This is a genomic window from Algibacter marinivivus, assembly GCF_003143755.1.
GTDB classification, from domain to species: Bacteria; Bacteroidota; Bacteroidia; order Flavobacteriales; family Flavobacteriaceae; genus Algibacter_B; species Algibacter_B marinivivus.
Map to the genome: position 1 here is coordinate 93,122 of NZ_QFRI01000001.1, position 22,476 is coordinate 115,597.

At 31.3% G+C, this 22,476-nt stretch carries 23 protein-coding genes; 11 read left to right on the forward strand and 12 right to left on the reverse strand.

Going from position 1 to position 22,476, the window contains the following annotated elements; all coding sequences use genetic code 11:
* Positions 1-381 precede the first annotated feature (381 nt).
* Both DIS18_RS00445 and crcB read left to right on the forward strand, forming a co-directional pair.
* The gene (locus DIS18_RS00445; protein WP_109351083.1) at positions 382-1,404 is read left to right on the forward strand and encodes an SRPBCC family protein; all 1,023 of its coding nucleotides are present in this window, start codon (positions 382-384) and stop codon (positions 1,402-1,404) included.
* Between the two features lie 8 nt (positions 1,405-1,412).
* A complete protein-coding gene (gene crcB, locus DIS18_RS00450) occupies positions 1,413-1,778 on the forward strand; it encodes a fluoride efflux transporter CrcB (protein WP_109351084.1) in 366 nt (121 codons plus the stop codon).
* A 337-nt stretch (positions 1,779-2,115) separates the two neighbouring features.
* On the opposite strand, the gene DIS18_RS00455 is transcribed toward crcB, so the two are convergent.
* Entirely contained in the window at positions 2,116-2,697 is a 582-nt protein-coding gene (locus DIS18_RS00455) for a DUF1684 domain-containing protein (RefSeq protein ID WP_181364009.1), read from the reverse strand.
* Positions 2,698-2,843: 146 nt separating this feature from the next.
* The gene (locus DIS18_RS00460) at positions 2,844-3,371 is read right to left on the reverse strand and encodes a DUF4252 domain-containing protein (RefSeq protein WP_109351085.1); all 528 of its coding nucleotides are present in this window, start codon (positions 3,369-3,371) and stop codon (positions 2,844-2,846) included.
* Positions 3,372-3,640: 269 nt separating this feature from the next.
* On the opposite strand from DIS18_RS00460, the gene DIS18_RS00465 reads away from it, so the two are divergent.
* Genes DIS18_RS00465 through DIS18_RS00475 form a run of 3 tightly spaced genes read left to right on the forward strand, consistent with a single transcriptional unit; the run spans position 3,641 to position 5,985 of the window.
* On the forward strand, positions 3,641-4,876 hold the full coding sequence (locus tag DIS18_RS00465; RefSeq protein WP_109351086.1) for an MDR family MFS transporter: 1,236 nt from the start codon (positions 3,641-3,643) through the stop codon (positions 4,874-4,876).
* 2 nt (positions 4,877-4,878) lie between these two features.
* On the forward strand, positions 4,879-5,256 hold the full coding sequence (locus DIS18_RS00470; protein WP_109351087.1) for a VOC family protein: 378 nt from the start codon (positions 4,879-4,881) through the stop codon (positions 5,254-5,256).
* A gap of 6 nt (positions 5,257-5,262) precedes the next feature.
* Positions 5,263-5,985, forward strand: coding sequence for a DJ-1/PfpI family protein (locus tag DIS18_RS00475; protein WP_109351088.1), 723 nt, complete (start codon positions 5,263-5,265; stop codon positions 5,983-5,985).
* Between the two features lie 3 nt (positions 5,986-5,988).
* On the opposite strand, the gene DIS18_RS00480 is transcribed toward DIS18_RS00475, so the two are convergent.
* The gene (locus tag DIS18_RS00480) at positions 5,989-6,432 is read right to left on the reverse strand and encodes an Lrp/AsnC family transcriptional regulator (RefSeq protein ID WP_109351089.1); all 444 of its coding nucleotides are present in this window, start codon (positions 6,430-6,432) and stop codon (positions 5,989-5,991) included.
* A 123-nt stretch (positions 6,433-6,555) separates the two neighbouring features.
* On the opposite strand from DIS18_RS00480, the gene DIS18_RS00485 reads away from it, so the two are divergent.
* Entirely contained in the window at positions 6,556-6,951 is a 396-nt protein-coding gene (locus DIS18_RS00485) for a hypothetical protein (RefSeq protein ID WP_109351090.1), read from the forward strand.
* A gap of 1 nt (position 6,952) precedes the next feature.
* Here DIS18_RS00485 and DIS18_RS00490 read toward each other — a convergent pair whose 3' ends face one another.
* Positions 6,953-7,381, reverse strand: coding sequence for a hypothetical protein (locus tag DIS18_RS00490; RefSeq protein ID WP_109351091.1), 429 nt, complete (start codon positions 7,379-7,381; stop codon positions 6,953-6,955).
* A 139-nt stretch (positions 7,382-7,520) separates the two neighbouring features.
* Positions 7,521-10,958, reverse strand: a complete 3,438-nt coding sequence (locus DIS18_RS00495) for a methylmalonyl-CoA mutase family protein (RefSeq protein ID WP_109351092.1) — start codon at positions 10,956-10,958, stop codon at positions 7,521-7,523.
* 143 nt (positions 10,959-11,101) lie between these two features.
* Here DIS18_RS00495 and purU point away from each other — a divergent pair, with 143 nt between their 5' ends.
* Together purU and DIS18_RS00505 are read left to right on the forward strand one after the other, a co-directional pair.
* Complete coding sequence (gene purU, locus DIS18_RS00500; RefSeq protein ID WP_109352539.1) at positions 11,102-11,956, forward strand: formyltetrahydrofolate deformylase; 855 nt, start codon at positions 11,102-11,104, stop codon at positions 11,954-11,956.
* A 137-nt stretch (positions 11,957-12,093) separates the two neighbouring features.
* The gene (locus tag DIS18_RS00505; protein WP_109351093.1) at positions 12,094-13,191 is read left to right on the forward strand and encodes an OmpA family protein; all 1,098 of its coding nucleotides are present in this window, start codon (positions 12,094-12,096) and stop codon (positions 13,189-13,191) included.
* 81 nt (positions 13,192-13,272) lie between these two features.
* Here DIS18_RS00505 and DIS18_RS00510 read toward each other — a convergent pair whose 3' ends face one another.
* Positions 13,273-14,403 carry a TlpA family protein disulfide reductase gene (locus tag DIS18_RS00510; RefSeq protein WP_109351094.1) on the reverse strand — a complete coding sequence of 377 codons (1,131 nt, stop codon included), beginning with the start codon at positions 14,401-14,403 and terminating at the stop codon, positions 13,273-13,275.
* 142 nt (positions 14,404-14,545) lie between these two features.
* Here DIS18_RS00510 and DIS18_RS00515 point away from each other — a divergent pair, with 142 nt between their 5' ends.
* On the forward strand, positions 14,546-15,250 hold the full coding sequence (locus DIS18_RS00515; RefSeq protein ID WP_109351095.1) for a DUF4197 domain-containing protein: 705 nt from the start codon (positions 14,546-14,548) through the stop codon (positions 15,248-15,250).
* 36 nt (positions 15,251-15,286) lie between these two features.
* Here the strand turns inward: DIS18_RS00515 and DIS18_RS00520 are convergent, their stop codons facing one another.
* Positions 15,287-15,793 carry a hypothetical protein gene (locus tag DIS18_RS00520; protein ID WP_109351096.1) on the reverse strand — a complete coding sequence of 169 codons (507 nt, stop codon included), beginning with the start codon at positions 15,791-15,793 and terminating at the stop codon, positions 15,287-15,289.
* Positions 15,794-15,943: 150 nt separating this feature from the next.
* Here DIS18_RS00520 and DIS18_RS00525 point away from each other — a divergent pair, with 150 nt between their 5' ends.
* Positions 15,944-16,141: a Lacal_2735 family protein gene (locus tag DIS18_RS00525; RefSeq protein ID WP_109351097.1), complete on the forward strand. Its 198-nt coding sequence runs from the start codon at positions 15,944-15,946 to the stop codon at positions 16,139-16,141.
* A gap of 183 nt (positions 16,142-16,324) precedes the next feature.
* Here DIS18_RS00525 and DIS18_RS00530 read toward each other — a convergent pair whose 3' ends face one another.
* From DIS18_RS00530 to prfA, 3 genes are read right to left on the reverse strand one after another with little or no spacing between them, the layout of a single operon-like run.
* On the reverse strand, positions 16,325-17,134 hold the full coding sequence (locus tag DIS18_RS00530) for an ABC transporter substrate-binding protein (protein ID WP_109351098.1): 810 nt from the start codon (positions 17,132-17,134) through the stop codon (positions 16,325-16,327).
* Positions 17,135-17,152: 18 nt separating this feature from the next.
* Positions 17,153-17,965: an orotidine-5'-phosphate decarboxylase gene (gene pyrF / locus DIS18_RS00535; protein ID WP_109351099.1), complete on the reverse strand. Its 813-nt coding sequence runs from the start codon at positions 17,963-17,965 to the stop codon at positions 17,153-17,155.
* 10 nt (positions 17,966-17,975) lie between these two features.
* Positions 17,976-19,052, reverse strand: coding sequence for a peptide chain release factor 1 (prfA, locus tag DIS18_RS00540; RefSeq protein ID WP_109351100.1), 1,077 nt, complete (start codon positions 19,050-19,052; stop codon positions 17,976-17,978).
* Positions 19,053-19,454: 402 nt separating this feature from the next.
* Between prfA and DIS18_RS00550 the strand changes: the two genes are divergently transcribed.
* Positions 19,455-20,117, forward strand: a complete 663-nt coding sequence (locus DIS18_RS00550; RefSeq protein ID WP_109351102.1) for an ATP-binding cassette domain-containing protein — start codon at positions 19,455-19,457, stop codon at positions 20,115-20,117.
* Here DIS18_RS00550 and DIS18_RS00555 read toward each other — a convergent pair.
* The gene (locus DIS18_RS00555) at positions 20,114-21,073 is read right to left on the reverse strand and encodes a DUF3078 domain-containing protein (RefSeq protein WP_109351103.1); all 960 of its coding nucleotides are present in this window, start codon (positions 21,071-21,073) and stop codon (positions 20,114-20,116) included. The two genes, DIS18_RS00550 and DIS18_RS00555, sit on opposite strands and share 4 nt — an antisense overlap.
* 68 nt (positions 21,074-21,141) lie before the next feature.
* Positions 21,142-22,320, reverse strand: coding sequence for an AIR synthase related protein (locus DIS18_RS00560; RefSeq protein ID WP_109351104.1), 1,179 nt, complete (start codon positions 22,318-22,320; stop codon positions 21,142-21,144).
* Positions 22,321-22,476 lie beyond the last annotated feature (156 nt).

Genomic DNA, 22,476 nt, shown 5'->3' on the forward strand with positions numbered 1-22,476 from the left:
TATTAATCGTAAGTACTCTCATTGTTATTAATTTAATCCTTTTAGCCTTTAGTGTCAATAAAAAAACCGACCCCTGAAATAATTTTATGATGATGTTTTGATGTTTTTTAGATGTATTAGAAAACCACTCTAAAACATCATGGATATTCTAATCATTATTTTTTTTCTAATTGTCATTAATGCGCTTCTTCTTTTTTTCAGTGTAAACAAAAAAATGGAGCCTTAAATTAAAATCAGATTTAATTCTTCCCGCTTCTACCTCTTAAACTTAGTCCTAACCCTGCTCTATTACATTTACCAAATTCTAATATTTATTGGCCATCAATAAATGAAATGTAAATTGATTATCTTTGATTTCAAGAAATTATCAAACTATATTTCATGAAAGCCTTTAAGTATATTTTATTCTTATTACTAATTCTCATAATTGGATTAGCAATATATATAGCAGTACAACCAAATGAATTTGAAGTTACTAGAACTAAAACAATAAATGCACCTGCAGCTGTTGTTTACGATAATATTATCGATTTTAAAAATTGGGAATCTTGGTCGTCTTGGGCTGAGGCTGATCCAGATATGACTATCACACTTTCAGATAAAACAAAAGGTGTAGATGGGTCATATTCTTGGGAAGACAAAGATGGTGTTGGCACTATGAAGACCATTGAAGCTGTAGCGAATAAATCTATAACACAAGAGATGCAATTTGCAGATTTCCCCCCTTCTGATATTTCATGGGATTTTAAACCCAATGAAGATGGCACAACTGATGCAACGTGGACCATTTCTGGAAAAGATTTACCTTTTGGCTTTAAAGCATTTGCCACTTTTATGGGTGGAATGGAAAAACAAATTGGACCACATTATGAGCGTAGTCTAGAAAAACTGGATAGTATTGTTGTTGCAAATATGAAAAAATATAGTATAAACGTAAACGGAATCACTCAACACGGTGGTGGCTATTATATTTACAACACAACGTCTTGCAAAATATCTGATTTGGCTAATAAAATGCAAGAAATGATGCCTAAAGTTGGTATGTATGCCATGAATAATAATATTAAAATGGCTGGTACAGCTTTTACAAGTTATCATAAATGGGATATAGAAAATAATGCCGTTATGTTTTCTTGCTGTGTGCCAACTACTGAAAAAGTTATTTCTTCTGAACCTGATATTTTAACTGGACAATTAAAACCCTTTAAAGCAGTTAAAACAACCTTAAAAGGTGATTATACCAATTTGAAAGAAGCTTGGGAAACTGCAGCTAAATATATACAAGATAATAACCTTGAAGAATTACACAATGCTTCTGCTCTAGAGGTTTATCAAACGGATCCTATGAGCGAACCAAACCCTGCAAATTGGATTACAGAAATATACATTCCTATAAAAGAATAGAAACATAAATGAAGCAACTTTTATTAGTTTTTGTTGGTGGTGGTTTTGGTAGTGTGTTACGTTATGTTATTGGAAAATATTTAAACAGCGCTGAAAACGGCATTCCTTATGGCACTTTAGCTGCAAATATTCTGGGAAGTTTATTAATTGGTATTATTTTAGGATTAGCTGCTAAAAATGATGCGCTTTCGCAAAACCAAACGCTATTATTAGCTACTGGTTTTTGTGGTGGCTTTACCACCTTTTCAACCTTTGCTTACGAGAATCATGTGTTTTTAAAATCTGGTGATTTTACAAGTTTTGCGTTTTATACTATAGCGAGTTTTGTTATTGGTTTTCTAGCTGTTTTTGCTGGGATATATTTGGTGAAGTGACATTTGACTTTGTAAAAAATTTCCGCTACCTTCGTTTAACGTCGGATATAAGTCATTAAAACGACGCATATCCGTAAAAACATTGACATGTAATTGCCTGCGGCACGTAGAATCGCGTTTTGCAAACGCTGCCTTTATACTAATTACATATCAACGTCCACTGTTTGTCGCACCTCGCCAATTTTGTGTATATTTAGTCGAGTCTACGAGAACTCCTCACGAAACTACACACAACATAGTGTATAGCTAATGAGGCGCAACAATGGCTTCCCGTGAGGCGCGCCTCACTACGCCATACACAGTGGACGTTAAACGAACATCCCAAATTCATTTAAATTCAATGCTTATCAAAAGCCTTAACTCCTGCTTCTATTCTGGTTTTTAAATAGTTTTTTCTGGGTACTATTGGGCACGAATATCTATCATTGTAAGCACAATATGGGTTATACGCTTTATTAAAATCAATAACCATAGTATCGCCTTCTGGAATTCTAGTATCTACATAACGTCCGCCACCATAGCTTTCTAATCCGTTGGTTTCATCTAGAAAAGGTAAAAACAGATAATCTTCGTAACCTTCTTTTTCAATTAAACCTTGATTTTGATAGATATTTAATTTGAAAGGTTCGCCTTTTAAATTGAAGGTTAACTCGCCATATTTTACATAAATTGGTCGGCGGCTTGTTGTTGTTTTCATTTTAAAAGATTTTTCGTTTGGTGTTCTTTTAAAATTTGCTGTTACCACATAAGTAGAATCGAATTTAAAAAAATCTAAACCTTCGAAGTTTTTTCTATCTTTTTCTTTTAAAGGGGATTTACTGGCATCTTTATAATTGGCATTAATTTCTTTTTGAAATTCGGTTTCGCCTTGTATTGGACGCTTTTTTTGTGCGCAACTTGTAGAGACCATAATCAACATAAATAATACTGAGAATAGTCCTTTGCTTATTGTTGGATGAGTTGCCCGCGTTAGGGATTGAACGGCATGTTTGAAATCCCCGACGTAGGAGGGATTGAGTAGTGAAAGCCCGACCCCTTGTGGGTAACGCCCAAATAATTTATTCATTAGTTTTCTGGATTAAAGGATGGATTTATATTGGTTTGATAGGATTGCATTAAATCGGTTGAAAAGGCATTAAATGTATCTTCGTCTGCAAATGATTTAATTTTTTCTGGATCAAAATTACCTTGTAAATAATAGGCTGTGGTTTCGGTTTCTGTGCTGTTAAAAATAATGACATCTGTAACCACTACTCCAATTTCACCAACTGAGATTATTCGAGTATTAGCCAAATCGTTTTTTCTAAAAACATCAGTAAAACCAGTATTAGTTATAGCATTCATTTCAGAAATAAGACTTTGACGTTTTAGTGCGCTTACATTTTGAAACTTAATATATTTAAAATCCGAAATGTTTCCAATAGCATGTTTAACTCCTGGGGAAATATTACTTAAAACGGCTTTCATAAAATTAGGCACTTGAAAGGATGTTGTTCCTATATCTGCTTTATGTTTGTTATAAAAACTCTGGAAACTACTTCCACAAGAAACTAGCAAAAAACATAAGGCAAATGCAACTATTATTTTCTTCATCTTAAAAAAATTTCATTTCAAAAATACAACTTACGATTATTTTATATAGCTTTGAGGAATCAAAATAAACAAAAATGCGTAATAACGTCACTATTTATAGAAAGCAATGGACCTCTTGTTTAAAGACAAGACGTTGGGCTCGTTATATATTGTGGTGATATAAATATAAGATATTACAATATTAAAAAGTCCGACTTCGCAGTCGGACTTTTTATTTTTAGTCAAATCCCAATTAATATTAATATGTAGAAAAAGAACAACTAGAACTCATGAACACATTATTTAACAATTACCTAAACACCTTTAAAGGGTTATCGAAAGAAGTATGGTGGCTTGCTTTAATTACACTTATAAATAGAGCTGGCACCATGGTTATTCCTTTTTTATCATTATACCTTACCGAAGATTTACAATTTACTTTAGGTAATGTTGGTACTATTATGATGTGTTTTGGGTTGGGTTCTGTTGCTGGTTCTTGGCTTGGTGGAAAACTTACAGATACTATTGGTTATTACAAAGTTATGGTTAGAAGTCTTGTAAGTACAGGTATTCTGTTTATTGCGTTGCAATTTCTTAATACGTTTTATGCGCTTTGCTTAGGGATATTTTTAGTGATGCTTGTAGCAGATATGTTTCGTCCTGCTATGTTTGTGGCACTGAGTGCATACAGCAAACCAGAAAATAAAACACGAAGTGTAACGCTTATTCGTTTAGCAATAAATCTTGGGTTTTCTGCTGGACCAGCTGTTGGTGGGCTTATTATTACTACATTAGGTTATAGCGGTTTATTTTGGATAGATGGCATTACATGCATATTAGCAACTGTAGTTTTATTTATGGTATTAAATCCAAAGAAATCAACTGTTTTAGATAACATTATTGTGGCTAATCCAGATTCGGCTTATAAAGATAAAGCGTTTACTATATTTCTAATAGCTATGTTTTTGTTTGGGGTTATATTTTTACAATATTTCTCTACAATGCCAATCTATTACAGAGAAGTACACATCCTTTCAGAACTTGAAATAGGATTGCTTTTAGGCGCTAATGGTTTTATTATTTTCTTATTAGAAATGCCACTTATTAAATGGTTGGAAAATAGTAGGTTTTCTAAAACAGAACTGATGTTGTTTGGTGCTATATTAACTGCTGCAAGTTTTATTATTTTAAATATTACAACGTGGTCTGGTATTTTAATTGTTGGTATGTTTTTAATGACTATTGGCGAAATGATTGCTTTCCCCTTTTCAAATGCCTTTGCTATGGAACGTGCTAAAAAAGGAAATCAAGGGGAATATATGGCACTATACTCTATTGCCTTTTCAATGGCTCATATTTTTGGACATAAAGCTGGTATGCAAATGGTAGACGGTTGGGGCTTTGATAATACTTGGTACATGATTACAATTATAGGTGGTTTTTGTGTGCTTTTATTAATGATCTTAAAAAGTCATTTAAGCACTAAAAAAAACTTAAAAGCTGAAATTAAAAACATAAAATCTTAGTTATGAATTTAAATCAAATTACAATTCCATCTATAAATATTGAAGAGTCTGTGGCTTTTTACAAAACTTTGGGGTTGCATCTTATTGTAGATGTAATCCCAAATTATGCACGCTTTGAGTGTCCTGATGGAGAGTCAACCTTCTCAATCCATAAAGTAGATAGTGTTACTAAAAATTCTGGCGTTACCATTTATTTTGAAGATGATAATTTAGATGCTTTAGTAGAAAAATTAAAGAAAAAAGGAGTTAAATTTGATAGCTTACCAGAAGATAAGTTTTGGTTATGGCGTGAAGCACATTTACAAGATCCAGACGGTAATAACATTATTTTATACCATGCAGGAGAGAACAGAAAAAATCCGCCTTGGCGTATTAATTGAATACCTATGAAATATTATATAATAGCTTTTATTAGCATAATGCTTTTTGGATGTCATAATTCCGAAAAAATCGAGAATAAAAAAACGTATCCAAAATTAGAACCAAATCGATACAATGTTGGTTTTCTAATTATGAATGGCGTTTATAATACTGAGCTTACAGCACCTTTTGATATATTTCAACATACTATATTTAGAGACAGTATTAAAGCTATGAATGTGTTTACATTAGCAAATACTGATGATGCCATAACCTCTTTTGAAGGGATAAGAATTCTTCCAGATTTCAACTATTTGAAAGATAAACTGCCTAAAATTGATATTCTTGTTGTGCCTAGTGCAGAACACCATTTAGATTCTGATTTAGAAGATAAAGCCATGATTAGTTTTGTAAAAGAAGTAGACAAAGAAGCACTTTATTTAACTTCTCATTGCGATGGTGCATTTGTTTTAGCGAAAGCTGGATTATTGGATAATTCTATTTCTACAACTTTTCCAAGTGATATTGACAAAATGAGACAAATGTTTCCAGAATTAGATGTTAGAAAAGATGTTTTGTTTGTTCATGATGGAAAATATATTACTTCGGCAGGAGGTGCTAAAAGCTTTGAAGCTGCATTATATTTATCTGAGCATATCTATGGAAAGAAAGTAGCTGATGCTTTAGCAGGAGGTTTGGTTATAGATTGGAATTTAAATGTTGTTCCGCATCTAATTGTAAAAAAGTAACTATTATTTTATTGGAATAACTTCCTTCTGTTTAACTACTCTTGACAATACAATTTGTGTTTTTGATTCGCCATAACTTATAAGTTGGTCTATAAAAGTTTCAAGGTGTTTTTGGTTTTTTAAAACAACCTCCATAACAATGTTTTCATCTCCTGTGATGCGATAACAATTAATTACCTCATCATACGTTTTCACCTTTTCTAAAAAAGGTTTTAATTTCCCCATAAATGCTCTTAAAGTAATTATGGCTTTGAGTTGATAACCAATTTCAAAAGAAGACACAATAGTTTTATAACCTTCAATAATACCAAGGTCTTCCATTTTTTTAATGCGCTCTGATACAGCAGGCGAACTTATGCCCACTCGCCTACCGATTTCGGCATTAGAAAGTCTTGCGTTTTCTTGCAAACACTTTAAAATCTTGCTGTTAATCGAATCTAGACTCATTTTAAGGAATATTAATATAAAATAATTAAAATTTAAAGCAAATATACATTTTTACTTTAAAATCTAAAGTTAAATCTCGTTTCTTGTGAGTAATTTTGATAAAATTGCTTACAGAATTAGATTATGTTACATAATACCCCACCAAATCTATCGGATTTACCGGTTTATCAAAAAGCGTTAGAGATTTTTGCTCTATCGCAAAACATATCTACATACCTAAATCACGATCTATCTAATTTAAAACCAGATGGTTCTGAAGATTCTAATATTTATTTTTCTGGAGATATAGTGCAGCAATCTGTCTCTTTAGTTCCAGAAATTATGAATGCTGAATTAGAAAGATACTCTGATAGAAAACATAAACATCTAGATTCTTTACGACGACTTACCAATAAGCTTTACAAAAATTCTTATAGATTAGAACGTTCAAATAGCAACGGGAAAGATTTTTTACCTATTCTAAGAAGTGAATTAAAGAAATTTAAGAAGCTTCAAAGTTCTTGGATGCTTACGCTATAACTTAGATTTTTTCAAATTTCTGTCCGCAACCTTCAATGCATTGATACCAAAGTATTAAGTTTCCGCTTAAGGGCAAATCAAAATAAACTTTTGCTGAACGCGAACTACAAGTATTTGGAATAATTTCACCATCAAAAGTTGTATCAGCTTCATTGGAACCTGTTATCATATATGTTCCTGTTTCTTTATCTCCAACTTCTGAAGACATAAAACAAAGAATGCCATTAACTTCAATTGTTCCATCTTTAAAAAACTCAACTGTGCGGTTACTATTTATAGATTGAAAATCGCCACTACCATCTCCTAGGTCAAGGTATTGCTCAATTAATTTCCATTTTCCAACAAGTTCAGTTTCGTCCTTTGGCTTATTGTCATCTGAGGAACAACCCGTGAGAATTAGCAAAGTAAAAATCAATAAATAAGCTCTCATAATTTGAAGATTTCTTTTAATTAAGATGTACAAATTGTAAAATGGTTGCGTATTAAAACTAGTTTATATAGATTCCGAGACTGTGCTCGGGATAAGCGATTCACTCACTTTTTCTGAAATAGAAAAAGTGGTTCTCTGCTTACATATTTCTGCGATACTGCCCTCCTACCTCAAACAGTGCTTTTGTGATTTGACCTAGTGAACATACTTTACAAACATCCATTAAGGCTTCAAAAATATTTTCGTTATTTATGGCCTTATTTTGAAGTTCTTTTAAGAGTACTTCAGTTTCATTAGACTTATGGAGGTTTTCTAAAGTTTTAATTTGGAATTCTTTTTCTTCTTCAGTTGCTCTAATAACTTCAGCGGGTAAAACTGTTGGAGACCCTTTACTACTCAAAAACGTATTCACACCTATTATTGGAAATTTGCCATTATGCTTCAAGGTTTCATAATACAAGCTTTCTTCTTGAATTTTAGAACGCTGATACATGGTTTCCATAGCTCCTAAAACACCTCCTCTTTCTGTAATTCTATCAAATTCTAATAAAACAGCTTCCTCAACTAAATCAGTTAACTCTTCAATAATAAACGACCCTTGTATTGGATTTTCATTTTTAGCCAATCCTAATTCTTTATTTATAATCAGTTGAATAGCCATAGCTCTTCGCACAGATTCTTCAGTCGGTGTAGTTATCGCTTCATCATAAGCATTGGTGTGTAGAGAATTACAATTATCGTAAATGGCATATAATGCTTGTAACGTTGTTCTTATATCATTAAAATCAATTTCTTGTGCATGTAAGCTTCTACCTGAGGTTTGAATATGATACTTCAGCATTTGCGCTCTGGCATTGGCGCCATATTTCTCTTTCATGGCTTTTGCCCAAATTTTACGTGCAACACGACCTATTACGGCATATTCAGGATCAATTCCGTTAGAAAAGAAAAATGATAAATTTGGTCCGAATTTATTAATATCCATTCCACGACTTAAATAATATTCCACGTAAGTGAAACCATTTGATAAAGTCAACGCTAATTGTGTGATTGGGTTTGCTCCAGCCTCAGCAATATGATAGCCTGAAATGGAAACAGAGTAAAAATTACGAACATTATTTTCAATAAAATACTCTTGAACGTCTCCCATTAAACGTAATGCGAACTCCGTTGAAAAAATACAGGTGTTTTGTGCTTGATCTTCCTTTAAAATATCTGCCTGAACCGTTCCTCTAACTTGAGCAATGGTTTTTGTTTTAATATCATTATAAATAGCTTCAGGTAATACTTGATTTCCTGTAACCCCTAAAAGCATTAATCCTAAACCATTATTCCCTTCTGGTAATAGTCCATTATATTTAGGGCGCTCTTTGCCATTATAAATCTTAGCAATCTTAGTTTCTACTTCTTTTTCTAATTCGTTTTCTTTAATATAAATTTCACATTGTTGGTCAATGGCAGCATTCATAAAAAAACCAAGCAACATAGGTGCTGGCCCATTAATAGTCATACTTACCGAAGTCATAACATCAGCAAGATTGAAGCCCGAATACAGTTTCTTTGCATCGTCTAAACAACAAATAGACACACCTGCATTACCAATTTTACCATAAATATCTGGACGATAGTCTGGATCATTCCCATAAAGTGTTACACTATCAAAAGCTGTTGATAAACGTTTTGCTGGCAACCCAGCACTTACATAATGAAAACGTTTATTGGTACGCTCTGGACCACCTTCACCAGCAAACATTCGCGCCGGATCTTCTCCAGTTCTTTTAAAAGGATATAATCCCGAAGTATATGGAAACTCTCCAGGTACATTTTCTTGTAAACACCATTTTAAAAGATCTCCCCAAGCTTGATATTTTGGGAGTGATACTTTAGGAATTTGAGTATGAGATAAAGATTCAGTATGTGTATCAATTTTGATTTCTTTATCTCTTACTTTAAATGAATATATAGGGTTTTTGTATTTATTTACTTTTTCATCCCAACCTGTAATAACTTCCCAATTGTAGGGGTCTAAGTCTAACTTTATTCTATCAAATTCTGAAATTAGGAGTTTTATAAAATCCTTATTTTTGTCCTGAACTTGTTTTAAAATTTCTTCATCATTTAAACCTAGTTTTCCAATAAAAGACCTTTCGACTGTGCTCAAGGTGACATTCAATACCGAACAAATAGTCTTGTAGATACCATAAAGCTTTTGAGCAACATCAACTTGTTTTAACCCTTTAGTATCATAAGCTCTGTTACTTTCTGCAATCTCAGATAAATATCGTGTTCTTGAAGGCGGAATTACAAAAATCTTTTCGCTCATTTCATTTGAAATGGTGAATGTCGATTTTAAATCTGAATCGGCTTTTTCAACCAACTTATCCATCACCGCTTTATAGAGTGTATTCATTCCTGGGTCATTAAACTGAGAAGCTATAGTTCCAAAAACGGGTAAGTCTTCTTGAGGAATATCCCACAGGTTGTTATTACGCATATATTGTTTTTTTACATCGCGTAATGCATCCAATGAACCTCGTTTATCAAACTTATTTATAGCAACTAAATCAGCAAAATCTAGCATATCTATTTTTTCGAGTTGTGTTGCTGCTCCAAACTCTGGAGTCATAACATATAACGAAATATCTGAGTGTTCTATAATTTCAGTATCACTTTGTCCAATTCCAGAAGTTTCCAGAATAATTAAATCATATTCAGCAGCTTTTAAAACTTCAACGGCTTCGTTTACATGTTTAGATAATGCTAAATTAGATTGACGTGTTGCTAAACTTCGCATATAAACTCTAGAGTTATTAATAGAATTCATTCTAATTCTATCTCCTAATAAAGCGCCGCCCGTTTTTCTTTTGGAAGGGTCAACTGAAATAATACCAATTGTTTTATTTGGAAAATCAATTAAAAAACGTCTAACTAATTCATCTACTAAACTAGATTTACCTGCCCCTCCTGTTCCAGTAATTCCTAAAACTGGTGTCTTTGAATTTTCATTTTTAGAATGAATTTCATCTAAAGTATCTTTTGCAATTTCAGGAAAATTCTCAGCAGAAGATATAACTCTTGCAATAGATTCTGGTTTTTTATCTTTTAGAGTATCTATTTGAATATTCAACTTATCTCCAATAGCAAAATCAGATTGTTTAACCAAATCGTTAATCATACCCTGCAATCCCATTTCACGACCATCATCTGGTGAATAAATTCGTGAAATTCCATAATCCATTAGTTCTTTAATTTCTGAAGGTAGAATTACACCTCCACCACCTCCAAAAATCTTAATATGCTCTGAACCTCTCTCTTTCAAAAGATCATACATATATTTAAAATACTCATTGTGTCCGCCTTGATAAGAGGTTAAACAGATAGCGTTTACATCTTCTTGGATTGCAGTATTTACTACTTCTTCAACACTTCTATCATGCCCCAAATGAATCACCTCAACACCAGTAGCTTGAATAATACGACGCATAATATTTATAGATGCATCATGGCCATCAAAAAGGGATGCAGCTGTAACTATTCTTACTTTATATTTTGGCTTATATGGCACTTGTTGGTTCATTCGTAAAGATTATTGAATTTCAGTGCTGCAATTTACGAAATATTCAAAAAAATAAGCCATTTACAGAAGATTATATAAAATTTAAATCTTAGTTCTTGCCTGTATATTTTTTAAACTAAATTTAACGCCGAAGAATGATTAGTATGAATAAGATAACAATTTTAATACACTGTCAAGATAGACCAAATATTATTGCATCTGTCACCAATTTTATTGCTAAAAATGGAGGTAACATAGTTTATATAGACCAACATGTAGATAGAGAGCAAGATATTTTTTTTATGAGACTAGAAAGTGAGTTCCTATCTGAATCTTTTTCAACTGAATCTTTTAAAGCTATTTTTAAAAATGATTTAGCTGATCAATTTGAAATGAAATGGCGTATTTATTCATCTGAGAAGAAGCCAAAAATGGCACTATTCATATCTAAATACGATCATTGTTTGTATGATCTATTAGGGCGTTATAATTCTGGTGAACTTAATTTAGAAATCCCATTCATTGTGAGTAATCATAATGATTTAAAACCTATTGCTGATAATTTTAAAATTCCTTTTTATCATATTCCTGTTACTAAAGAGACTAAACAAGAAGCTGAGGATAAGCAATTAGAGTTATTGCAAGAACACAATATAGACTTTATAGTTCTAGCACGCTATATGCAAATTGTATCTAGTAAGCTCATTAGTCAATACCCAAATAAAATTATTAATATTCATCATTCCTTTTTACCTGCCTTTGTTGGTGCGAAACCTTACCATTCAGCTTACAAAAGAGGTGTAAAAATTATTGGAGCTACAAGCCATTATGTTACAGAAGAGCTTGACGCAGGACCAATAATAGAACAAGACGTAACTAGAGTTACTCATGCACATGCAATTATTGACTTAATATCAAAAGGAAGAGACTTAGAAAAAATTGTACTTGCAAACGCTGTTAAACTTCACGCAGACAGAAAAGTTATGGTTTTTAATAACAAAACAGTCATTTTCTCTTAATACCATAAAATTATTTAGGCATAAAAGTTAAGATTTTTCCTTAACAAATGTTAATATTCATTATTTTTGTGACCTATCCATTTTTTGTGTGTCTCACAGATGTGGAAATATTAACCATTAACTAAATTTTAATTTTTATGAAAACAAATTTATTTTTATGCCTAACTTTTTTATTAGGCTTAGGTTTTGCTCAAGCTCAAAACTTACCCTCAAGCCCAGAACCTGGGAAGTGTTATGTGAAATGTATCACTAAAGATGAATTCAAAGAAGTAACAGAAACTATTGAAGTATACCCTGCTTACTCTAGATTAGAGGTTGTTCCTGCAACTTACAAAACTGTTGAAGACAGAGTTTTAGTGAAAGAAGCTTCAAAAAAATTCGTTTATGTACCTGCAGTATACGAAACTGTTGAAGTACCTTATGTAAAGAAAGAAGGAAGAAATGATTTAAACATCAGTCCTGCTACTTTTGGTTCTAACTCAAGAACTTTTGAAACTTATCCTGCAACTTCAGGATGGGAATATAAAGAAACAGCATGTGATTCTCCTAACAAAGAAGATTGTATGGTAGCATGTTATGTTGGATACCCAGCACAATTTAGAGATGTTAGCTTTACAACTTTAGCTAAAGATGCAACAGTTAGTAACGTACCTGTACCAGAAGTTGGAACAACTTACAAAAAACGTGTTGTAAAAACTCCAGCAAGAATGGATGAAATTGAAATTCCTGCTGAGTACAAAACTATCAAACGTCAAGTTGTAGCTACTCCAGCTTCTACAAGAAGTATTACAGTACCTTCAAAATCGCAAACAGTTACAAGAACTGTATTAGCTAAAAAAGGTGGAATTACTACTTGGGAAGAAGTTGATTGTGGTTTATTTGATGCTAACGTATTACCAATTTTTTATGAGTTAGGTAGCGCACGTATTACTCCAGCTTCAAAGAAAATTATTGATGAAACATTATTACCATTATTAAACAGTAAGCCTGTTAATATCGAATTAATGTCTCACACAGATTCTAGAGGTAATGATGATTTTAACATGTCTTTATCGCAACAACGTGCTAATTCTGTTGTAAACTATTTAGTTTCTAAAGGAGTTAACAGAAGCCGTTTATCTGCAAGAGGATATGGTGAATCTAGATTAGTAAACCGTTGTTCTAATGGTGTAGAGTGTTCTGAAGCACAACACCAAAAGAATAGAAGAACTGAGTTTAGAGTATTAAATAACTAAGATATATCTATTTTAATATATCCATGTAAAAAGGCATCCAATTGGATGCCTTTTTTATTTTTTATATACTAAATAAATTCTTTAGCGTCTTCTTTTAGTAATTATATATTCAGGATATTCAACTACTTTTTTATGAATATCAATTCCATAACTATCTTTCATTACAGAAACCATCAAATCGAAATACTTGTAGTGTATATCCCAATCATGAATAGTATTATCAACACCATTCTGCGCTATAAGTATTGGTGTTTCTAATACATTTGATAGTTGATATTTAACTTGACTTAAAGTTACATTATCGCCTTTTATTTCAGAATCTCCAATTAAAAAGTGCTGTGTATCACTTCCCCAATCAATTTGATTTGTATCCCAAAAAGTAGGCGTATTTATATCAAAAACTAAAGCCTCTCCTTGTTTATCATTACTTGTTTTCTTTAACTTTAAAGCTTTAAAAACATACTTAGCCATATCATAATACGCATCACTATTATGCTTTATACGTATTTGATATGATTCATTTATATCGGTAGAAATATTAATTTGACTTTTATAACAATCCAGTGAATATGCTAATATATCTTGTAGCCTTCCTTTTAATTCAATGTAACTTTCCTTATGAACTATTTGTAAACTAACATCCCAATCTTCATTTAACTTATAAATTTGAAAATCTTTTTTTGGCTGTTCATCTTTATCACTTTTTAAAATTTCCTTTTGATAGGATTGCGTAACAATCATTTTTTCTATTGAAACTTTACTTTTATTTTCTTTTAAATATTTTTCTAAATGATATGATTTAAAATCAGCTGGATGACCTTCCCATATTTTAACTCCTTGAGCATTTAATAAAATGCTATAAGGCAAACTATATATCTTGTTTTTTTTAAATGTCTCGCCTTCAAAATCAATAGCTGTTGCTAATCCATTTTTATGTTTAAGCATAAAACGTTTAACAACTTCTGGGTTTTCTTGTGATAAAGAGAGTACATAAAAATTATCAGGATATTGTTTCTGTAGAGATTCTACATATTTAGAAGCATGAATACATGGTCCGCACCAAGTCGCCCAAAAATCAACAAAATATAATTGATTATCAGATGAATTTGAAATTGATGAAGGTTGAATATATTCAGAAACTTTTATTTGTCCGAAAATAAAAGATGAACAAAAAAAACATAATAAATAGAGAGCGGTCTTATTAAATTTCATATCCTAAAGTATACTTATAAACTAATGTTATTAAATACATAACAAACATTGTGCTAAAATAGTATTTTATAAATATACTTTCAATCTGAAGCCTATTTAAGAAGTAAAAATTATCTTTGTTTTAAATATTAAACCCAAAATCATGATACGTAAATTTTTAGCCGTTTTATTAATTTTCAGCATGAGTTCTTGTGCCGAATTACAACAAGTAGTAAATCAATTACCACAAGGTGGTGTGCTTGGTAATACTGAAATAGCCTCAGGATTAAGACAAGCTTTAGACTTTGGAATAGATAAGCAAGTTACCAAACTGACACAAAAAGATGGTTTCTTTAAAAATGAGCTGGTAAAAATTTTATTACCAGAAGAACTTAGAAAAGTTGATAAGGCCTTACGAGATATTGGACTAGATAATTTAGCAGATGAAGGCTTAAAAGTTCTTAATAGAGCTGCTGAAGATGCTGTTAAAGAAGCAACACCTATATTCGTTGATGCTGTTAAAGGTATTACTTTTGATGATGCTAAAAATATTTTATTAGGTAACAATGATGCAGCAACACAATATTTAACTTCTAAAACACAGACTGCTCTTTACGCTAAATTTAACCCAGTTATAAAAAACTCTTTTAGTAAAGTTGGAGCAGATGAAATTTGGAATAACCTTATTAATAAGTATAATACCATACCATTCACAAAAGATGTAAACCCTGATTTAACAGATTATGTAACTGGAGAAGCCTTAAAAGGTGTTTATACCATGATAGCTGTTGAAGAAAAAGATATAAGAACTAAAATATCTTCAAGAACAACTGATTTATTGAAGAAGGTTTTTGCTTTACAAGATTAAATTAAAAAACTAAGTATTAAATAAGCCGAATATATATTATTCGGTTTTTTTATACAATCCATCGAAAGCAATAGTAATATCTTTATCATTGGTAATTGTCTCCCAATATTGGCGTACAGAACCATCATCATTCACCGTCCAAGTTACTTTATGATAAAAAGGCTGTCCATCTTTGTTTTTAGCAACATCTGTTTTTAAAATCATTTGATTACCAAAACGATTCCCTTTTAAATGTAAGCTTCCGCCTTTGTTATCAATCCATATTTGTTCCCATTGCTTTTTAGTATAATTATAAAAATTACTACTGGTACCTGTATAATTCCCTTTTGCACTGGTCCAATTTTCTCTAAGAATACATTTATCTTGAATTTTATCTATAATATTATTACCTGCTAATTCTCCATCAGGATTAGTAACGGTCCAAGATCCAATCCAGAAATCAAATTCACTGTGCTTTTCTGTACAACATTCACAAGAATCATTTTGAGAATAACTAAACATCGAGAATAAAACAAACACTGAAAGTATAAATGCATTTTTCATATGAGACTATTTTTGATCAAAATTAAATTTACAAAAAGATACCACCTATTATTTATAATTAACATAACATTATCATTCAAAAAAAGTTTCAGATTATTTAAAATGTATTAATAAATAATGTATATTTAAGTACTTGTTTATCAAACCTTCATGAATAGAATTGACGATATAAAAACTAAACAATCTAAACTAAATACTAAGTATAAGCTTTTAGTTGAGCAAGCTTATAATTTTAGACAAACAGATTCCGCTTTAAGTGATATATCAGAATTTAAAGCAATCAAACTTCTAAATAAGTTAAATAGATTAAAATATCTTCAAAGAGAACTCTTTCAATCCGCTAATTAAATTTAGCAATTCTTTAACCTTTACATCACATCTAAAACACTCACTTACACGTACTTTCTATATAAAAAGAACGTAAAATGAACAAACAATTCTGTAGAGTTGGTAAAATAAAACCCAACCTAAGCAAGACAATCAGTTTAAAAGAATTGGAAAAAAGAATAGCGAATTTTGTAGATGATACTACTAAAGTGCATTATTCTGAAGATTTAAACGGAGCGTTTTAAAATATGCAAACGCTTTTGTTAATCTAGAGCCATACCAAGAAAACATTTCTCCATCAACAAGTATAATAGTTGCATTGGGGTAAAGTTCTTGTAGCTCTTTTTTATGAGTTTCTTTAAATGGAAAAGGTTCTGAAGAAAGCATAACCACATCTACATTGTTGTGTACTGCAGAATCTGTTAGCTCAATTTCCGGATAACGCTCCTTGTTTGAATATACGTTTTGAAGTTTATTCAAATCTAGTAAATAGTCTATAAATGTATGGTTTCCAACAACCATCCATGGATTTTTCCAAATAAAATACGCCACCTTTAAAGAAGGTTTGTTTTTAATAAAAAGATTAAAGCTTCTTAATTCTGTTTCTATTTTTTTAATTATTGAAAAAGCGTTCTGCATGCAATTAAATATTTCTCCATATTGGCTAATTAGCTCTAAGCTATCATCAATATTATAAATATCAGATACATGAACAGAACATACATGTTCACAAGACTCAACTATATCTTTGGTGTTTTCTTCTTTATTACAAAGAATAATATCTGGATTTAACGCTTTTATTTTATCCAGATGTATTTGTTTTGTACCGCCTATTACAGTAGTCTTTGTTTTTACATGATGCGGATGAACACAAAATTTTGTTACACCAACCAAGTATGGTTCTAAACCCAAATCACAAAGTAATTCAGTTTGACTCGGCACTAATGAAATGATTCGCTTAGGCGTTTCTTTTAAATGAATAATTCTGTTGAGTTGATCTTTAAAATCCTGCATAGTTATCAGAATTTAGAATTAACTCAAAATGGCTTCCATCTGTTTTTGAAGTTCTTCAGATTTTTTGGCAGCAGCCTCTACAAAATCAGTATCATTTGAAGCATAAATAATACCTCTTGATGAATTAATTAATAATCCAATAGTATCACTCATTCCGTATTTACAAACATCTTGTAAGTTTCCGCCTTGAGCGCCAACACCTGGAACAAGTAAAAAACTGTTTGGAATTATTTTTCTAATATCTGCTAAAAATTCTGCTTTTGTAGCACCAACAACATACATTAAGTTTTCAGAATTCTTCCAAGATTTTGAAGTTTCAAGCACATGTTTATAGACCTCTTTACCTTCAATGTTTTTAGTTTGGAAATCAAACGCCCCTTGATTTGATGTTAACGCTAAAAGAATAGTATGCTTATTTTCAAACGCTAAAAAAGGCTCAACTGAATCTTTCCCCATGTACGGTGCAACAGTAACTGAATCAAACGCTAAATCTTCAAAAAAAGCTTTTGCATACATCGTACTTGTATTACCAATATCACCACGTTTTGCATCTGCAATAGTAAAAATCTCTGGATGCTTTTCGTTTAAGTAATTAATCGTTTTTTCTAAAGCTTGCCAGCCTTTTATACCATAAGCTTCATAAAATGCTGTATTGGGTTTGTACGCAACACATAAATGATTTGTGGCATCAATAATAGCTTTATTAAAAGCAAAAATAGGATCGTCTTCTTTTAATAGATGCTTTGGTATTTTATTTAAATCAACATCCAATCCTATACACAGGAAGGATTTCTTTTTTTTGATTTGCTGAACGAGTTGAGTTGTTGTCACGTAGTTTGTTTTAAATCACATCCGTATTAGCCTTTAATTTTTCAGTATTTTCAGCCAGTTGCAATTCGTCTATAATTTTTTGAATATCACCATTAACGATGTTTGACAAATCGTAAAGTGTTAATCCAATTCTATGATCTGTAACGCGTCCTTGTGGGTAATTATACGTTCTAATTTTTGCACTTCTATCACCACTAGTAACCATGGTACCACGTAAAGCGGCATCTTCTTCCATCTTTTTTGCTAACTCCAAATCATATAAACGAGAACGTAATACTTTAAAAGCCTTCTCTTTGTTTTTATGTTGTGATTTTTGATCTTGACATTGTGCAACCAACCCTGTAGGCTCATGTGTTAATCGAACCGCAGAATATGTTGTATTTACAGATTGTCCTCCTGGACCCGAAGAACAGAAAAAGTCTATTCTTACATCTTTTGGATTAATTTCTACATCAAACTCTTCAGCTTCAGGAAATACCATTACGGTTGCGGCACTTGTATGTACACGCCCTTGAGTTTCTGTTTGTGGTACTCGTTGCACACGATGCACACCAGCTTCAAACTTTAAAGTACCATAAACATCTTCTCCAGAAACTTCAAATTGAATTTCTTTAAAACCACCGTTTGTACCTTCACTAAAATCTACTGTATCAACTCTCCAACCTCTTCCCTCACAGTATTTAGTATACATTCTAAATAAATCACCTGCAAAAATACTCGCTTCATCACCACCTGTTCCAGCACGTAATTCCACTACAGCATTTTTAGAATCTTCAGGATCCTTAGGTATTAGCATTACTTTTATTTCTTCTTCCAAAGCAGGAATACCAGTTTTAGCTTCATCGTATTGCATTTTGGCCATTTCCACCATTTCTGCATCACTCCCGTCTGAAATAATTTCTTCAGCTTCAGCTAAATTATTGGTAAGTTCTATATACAACTCGCGCTTTTCCATAAGCAATCGCAAGTCTTTATATTCTCTATTTAGTGCCACATATCGTTTCTGATCTGTTATAATATCAGGTTGGATAATTAAATCGCTAACCTCATCAAAACGTTGTTTTACTATTTGTAATTTCTCTAACATCTGCCTTTTTTATTGGAATCCAAAAATACGATAATTTATGAATTTTCAAGTGTTTGAAGTTAACGGAATGAGTTGATAATAAAAATATTCTTCAATAATTAACGTTATTAATCACAACATGCAGCAATTATTCTCCATATTCATTTTTTACAGACCATTAATCTTATGGTCTTTCGGAATAAATATGTTTTTTTCATTTATAAAATTTAAAATAATTCCAATTTTAATAATTAAACTATTGCTTGTTATTTTTTTATTATATATATCCAACGAAACAAAAGCAAAACGGAAATTAATTTTTTATAAGAATCTAGGGATTTCAAGCTTAAAATTATTTTCATATTTATATCTAATTGACATACTAATTTCATTACCTTTCCTTATTCTTTTGAAAGAATTTATATGACATTAGAAATTGATAATGTAGAGCTTTACTTTAAAGAAAAACGGATTCTTAATGGCATTTATTTAAAAGCTGAAAAAGGAAAAATAACTGGTGTTCTTGGAAGTAATGGCTGTGGTAAAACATCTTTATTAAAAATAATTTTTGGCAATTTAAAGCCAAAATATAAACTTATTAGGATTGACAACAAGCCTATATTAAAACCATTATATCAAACAAAATTAATTGCATATTTGCCTCAATATAATTTTATTCCTGGGTCTTTAAAATTAAAAACAATCTTTAATCTTTTTGAAGTAGACTGGAATCATTTCATCTCTTTATTTGAAAAATTCTCTAATTACAAAAACTCAAAATTCAGCAAATTTTCAGGAGGAGAACGAAGGCTTATAGAAACCTACATTATATTAAGAAGTAATCGAGAAATTATTCTTTTAGACGAACCATTTTCTCATATAGCTCCATTAGAAATCGAAAAAATAAAAATTTTAATCGCTGAAGAAAAACAAAATAAAGTTATAATAGTTACTGACCATATGTACAGACATATTATTGACATGTCAGATAATTTATATCTGATAAAAAGTGGTCATTCTAAATTAATTAAAGACTTAAAAACACTTGAAGATTATAACTATTTAAGTATTGGTTCTTTAAACTAAAAGTCAACAGCAAACCCTACACCCAAAAATTGTTTCCACTGTACTTTAGCACCAGCTTCATCAAACTCACCTTCAATATCTGATGGAATTTGTGTTTTAACATCATCATCATATCTTAAATGAGAACCTAATGTAGCTCTAACAAAACTGTTTACTTTAAAATCAAAATCTATTCTCCAATCTAAATCTACGTTACCAAAATTATTAACATAGTCTGAATACAAACTCACTTGATTTTTTACGTTAATATTTTCAGCTAATTCCATTTCATAACCATTAGTAATCAAAACACCAACTTCTGTTCTGATTTGTTCTCCTGGAACAATAACATTTCCATCAAGGTCTAAAACTGCAGGTTTAACACCAAAAGAGCCAGCGTTAGCTAAATCTTCATCTAAAACAAAGGTTGCTTTTAATGTAATTGGTGAAAAGTAAAAAGATAACTTTTCTATATTCTTTCCATATTCCATACCACCACCAAAAAACAAATAACCAGGTGCGAGTAGCCTAGAAATTGGCTCGTCTTTATTAGGGTAATTATAGCCATTAGTTAATTGTGTTCTGAAGTTTAATCTTGCTGAATAGAACCAATTAGATAAACTATCTGGCTTGTATCCCATATTGGAATTTATCTCAAATAAATCATCCGTTTTTCTTAATTCTCTAGCCTCTTGCTTGTTTACGCCATAGCGAACTTCAGCATTATTCTTCCAAACAAAAAACTTGTCTTTGTAATCCAGATGTGATTTTAAACCGAATAATCCAGAAATTGAGTTACTACCACCGGCGTTCCAGTTAACAAAAGCAACTTCACTTAAATCAAAAGAGGCTTTGTTTTTTTGAGTCCATTGCGGGCCAGTATACTTTTGTTTTTCCTCTTTTATATATAGAGAATCAGGTTGAGCAAAACTTAAATTGTAGAAAAGGCAAATTAGAATAATTTGAAAATACTTCATGGTTATGTTAGGTTATTTTAAAATTTTATTATTCATCAAAAACTATTCCATTTGAAGAAAAAAAACAATTAATAACTAAACTCTCCGTACTCAGATTTTATTGTAAGCTTTTTTGTTTCTGAAGGTTCAACTCTACCAATAATTTTAGCATCTACATTGAAAGATTTTGAAATTTCTATAATACTATCTGCTATTTCTTGTGTTACATATAATTCCATTCTATGCCCACAATTAAATACCTGATACATTTCTTTCCAATCGGTTTTAGATTGTTCTTGTATCAATTTGAAAAGTGGTGGAATTGGGAACATGTTATCTTTTACAATATGAAATTCATCCACAAAATGAAGAATTTTTGTTTGTGCACCACCAGAACAATGTACCATACCATGAACCGTATCACTATTATATTTTGATAGAATTGTTTTAATTATAGGCGCGTAAGTTCGTGTTGGCGATAATACTAATTGACCAGCATCAATTGGTGAATTATCAACAGCATCTGTTAACTTGACACCTCCAGAATATACTAAATCTTCAGGCACTGAAGCATCAAAACTTTCAGGGTATTTTTTAGCTAAATATTTACTAAACACATCGTGTCTTGCAGAAGTTAGTCCGTTACTTCCCATGCCGCCATTATATTGTTTCTCGTAAGTAGCTTGCCCGAAACTTTCTAAACCAACAATAACATCTCCTGCTTTAATATTTGCATTATCTATAACATCACTACGTTTCATTCTTGCAGTAACCGTAGAATCTACAATTATGGTACGTACTAAATCTCCAACATCGGCTGTTTCTCCTCCTGTTGAATGGATGGTTACACCGAAAGATTTTAAATCTTTTAGAAGTTCTTCAGTGCCGTTAATAATGGCCGAAAGTACTTCTCCTGGAATTAAATTTTTATTTCTTCCAATGGTAGAAGATAGCATGATATTATCAGTAGCCCCAACACACAATAAATCATCAATATTCATGATTAAAGCATCTTGTGCAATACCTTTCCAAACAGAAACATCACCAGTTTCTTTCCAATACATATACGCTAAAGACGATTTTGTTCCTGCACCATCAGCATGCATAATCAAGCAATAATCATTATCATTGGTTAAATAATCTGGAACTATTTTACAGAATGCCTTTGGAAATAGCCCTTTATCAATATTCTTAATAGCATTGTGTACATCTTCTTTTGATGCTGAAACACCACGTTGCGCGTAACGTTTTGAAACTTCTTGACTCATAATATTGTATTGTGATGCAAAAGTAGTTTTTTGAATGAAAAAATCTTGGTTTTGCTAATAAGTTTTAATAAAAAATAATGCTTCTTTTTTGGTTATAAATACTAGAATGATGTATTTAACTTCATAAGAATAAAATGACAACTTTGTTTAAGTGGA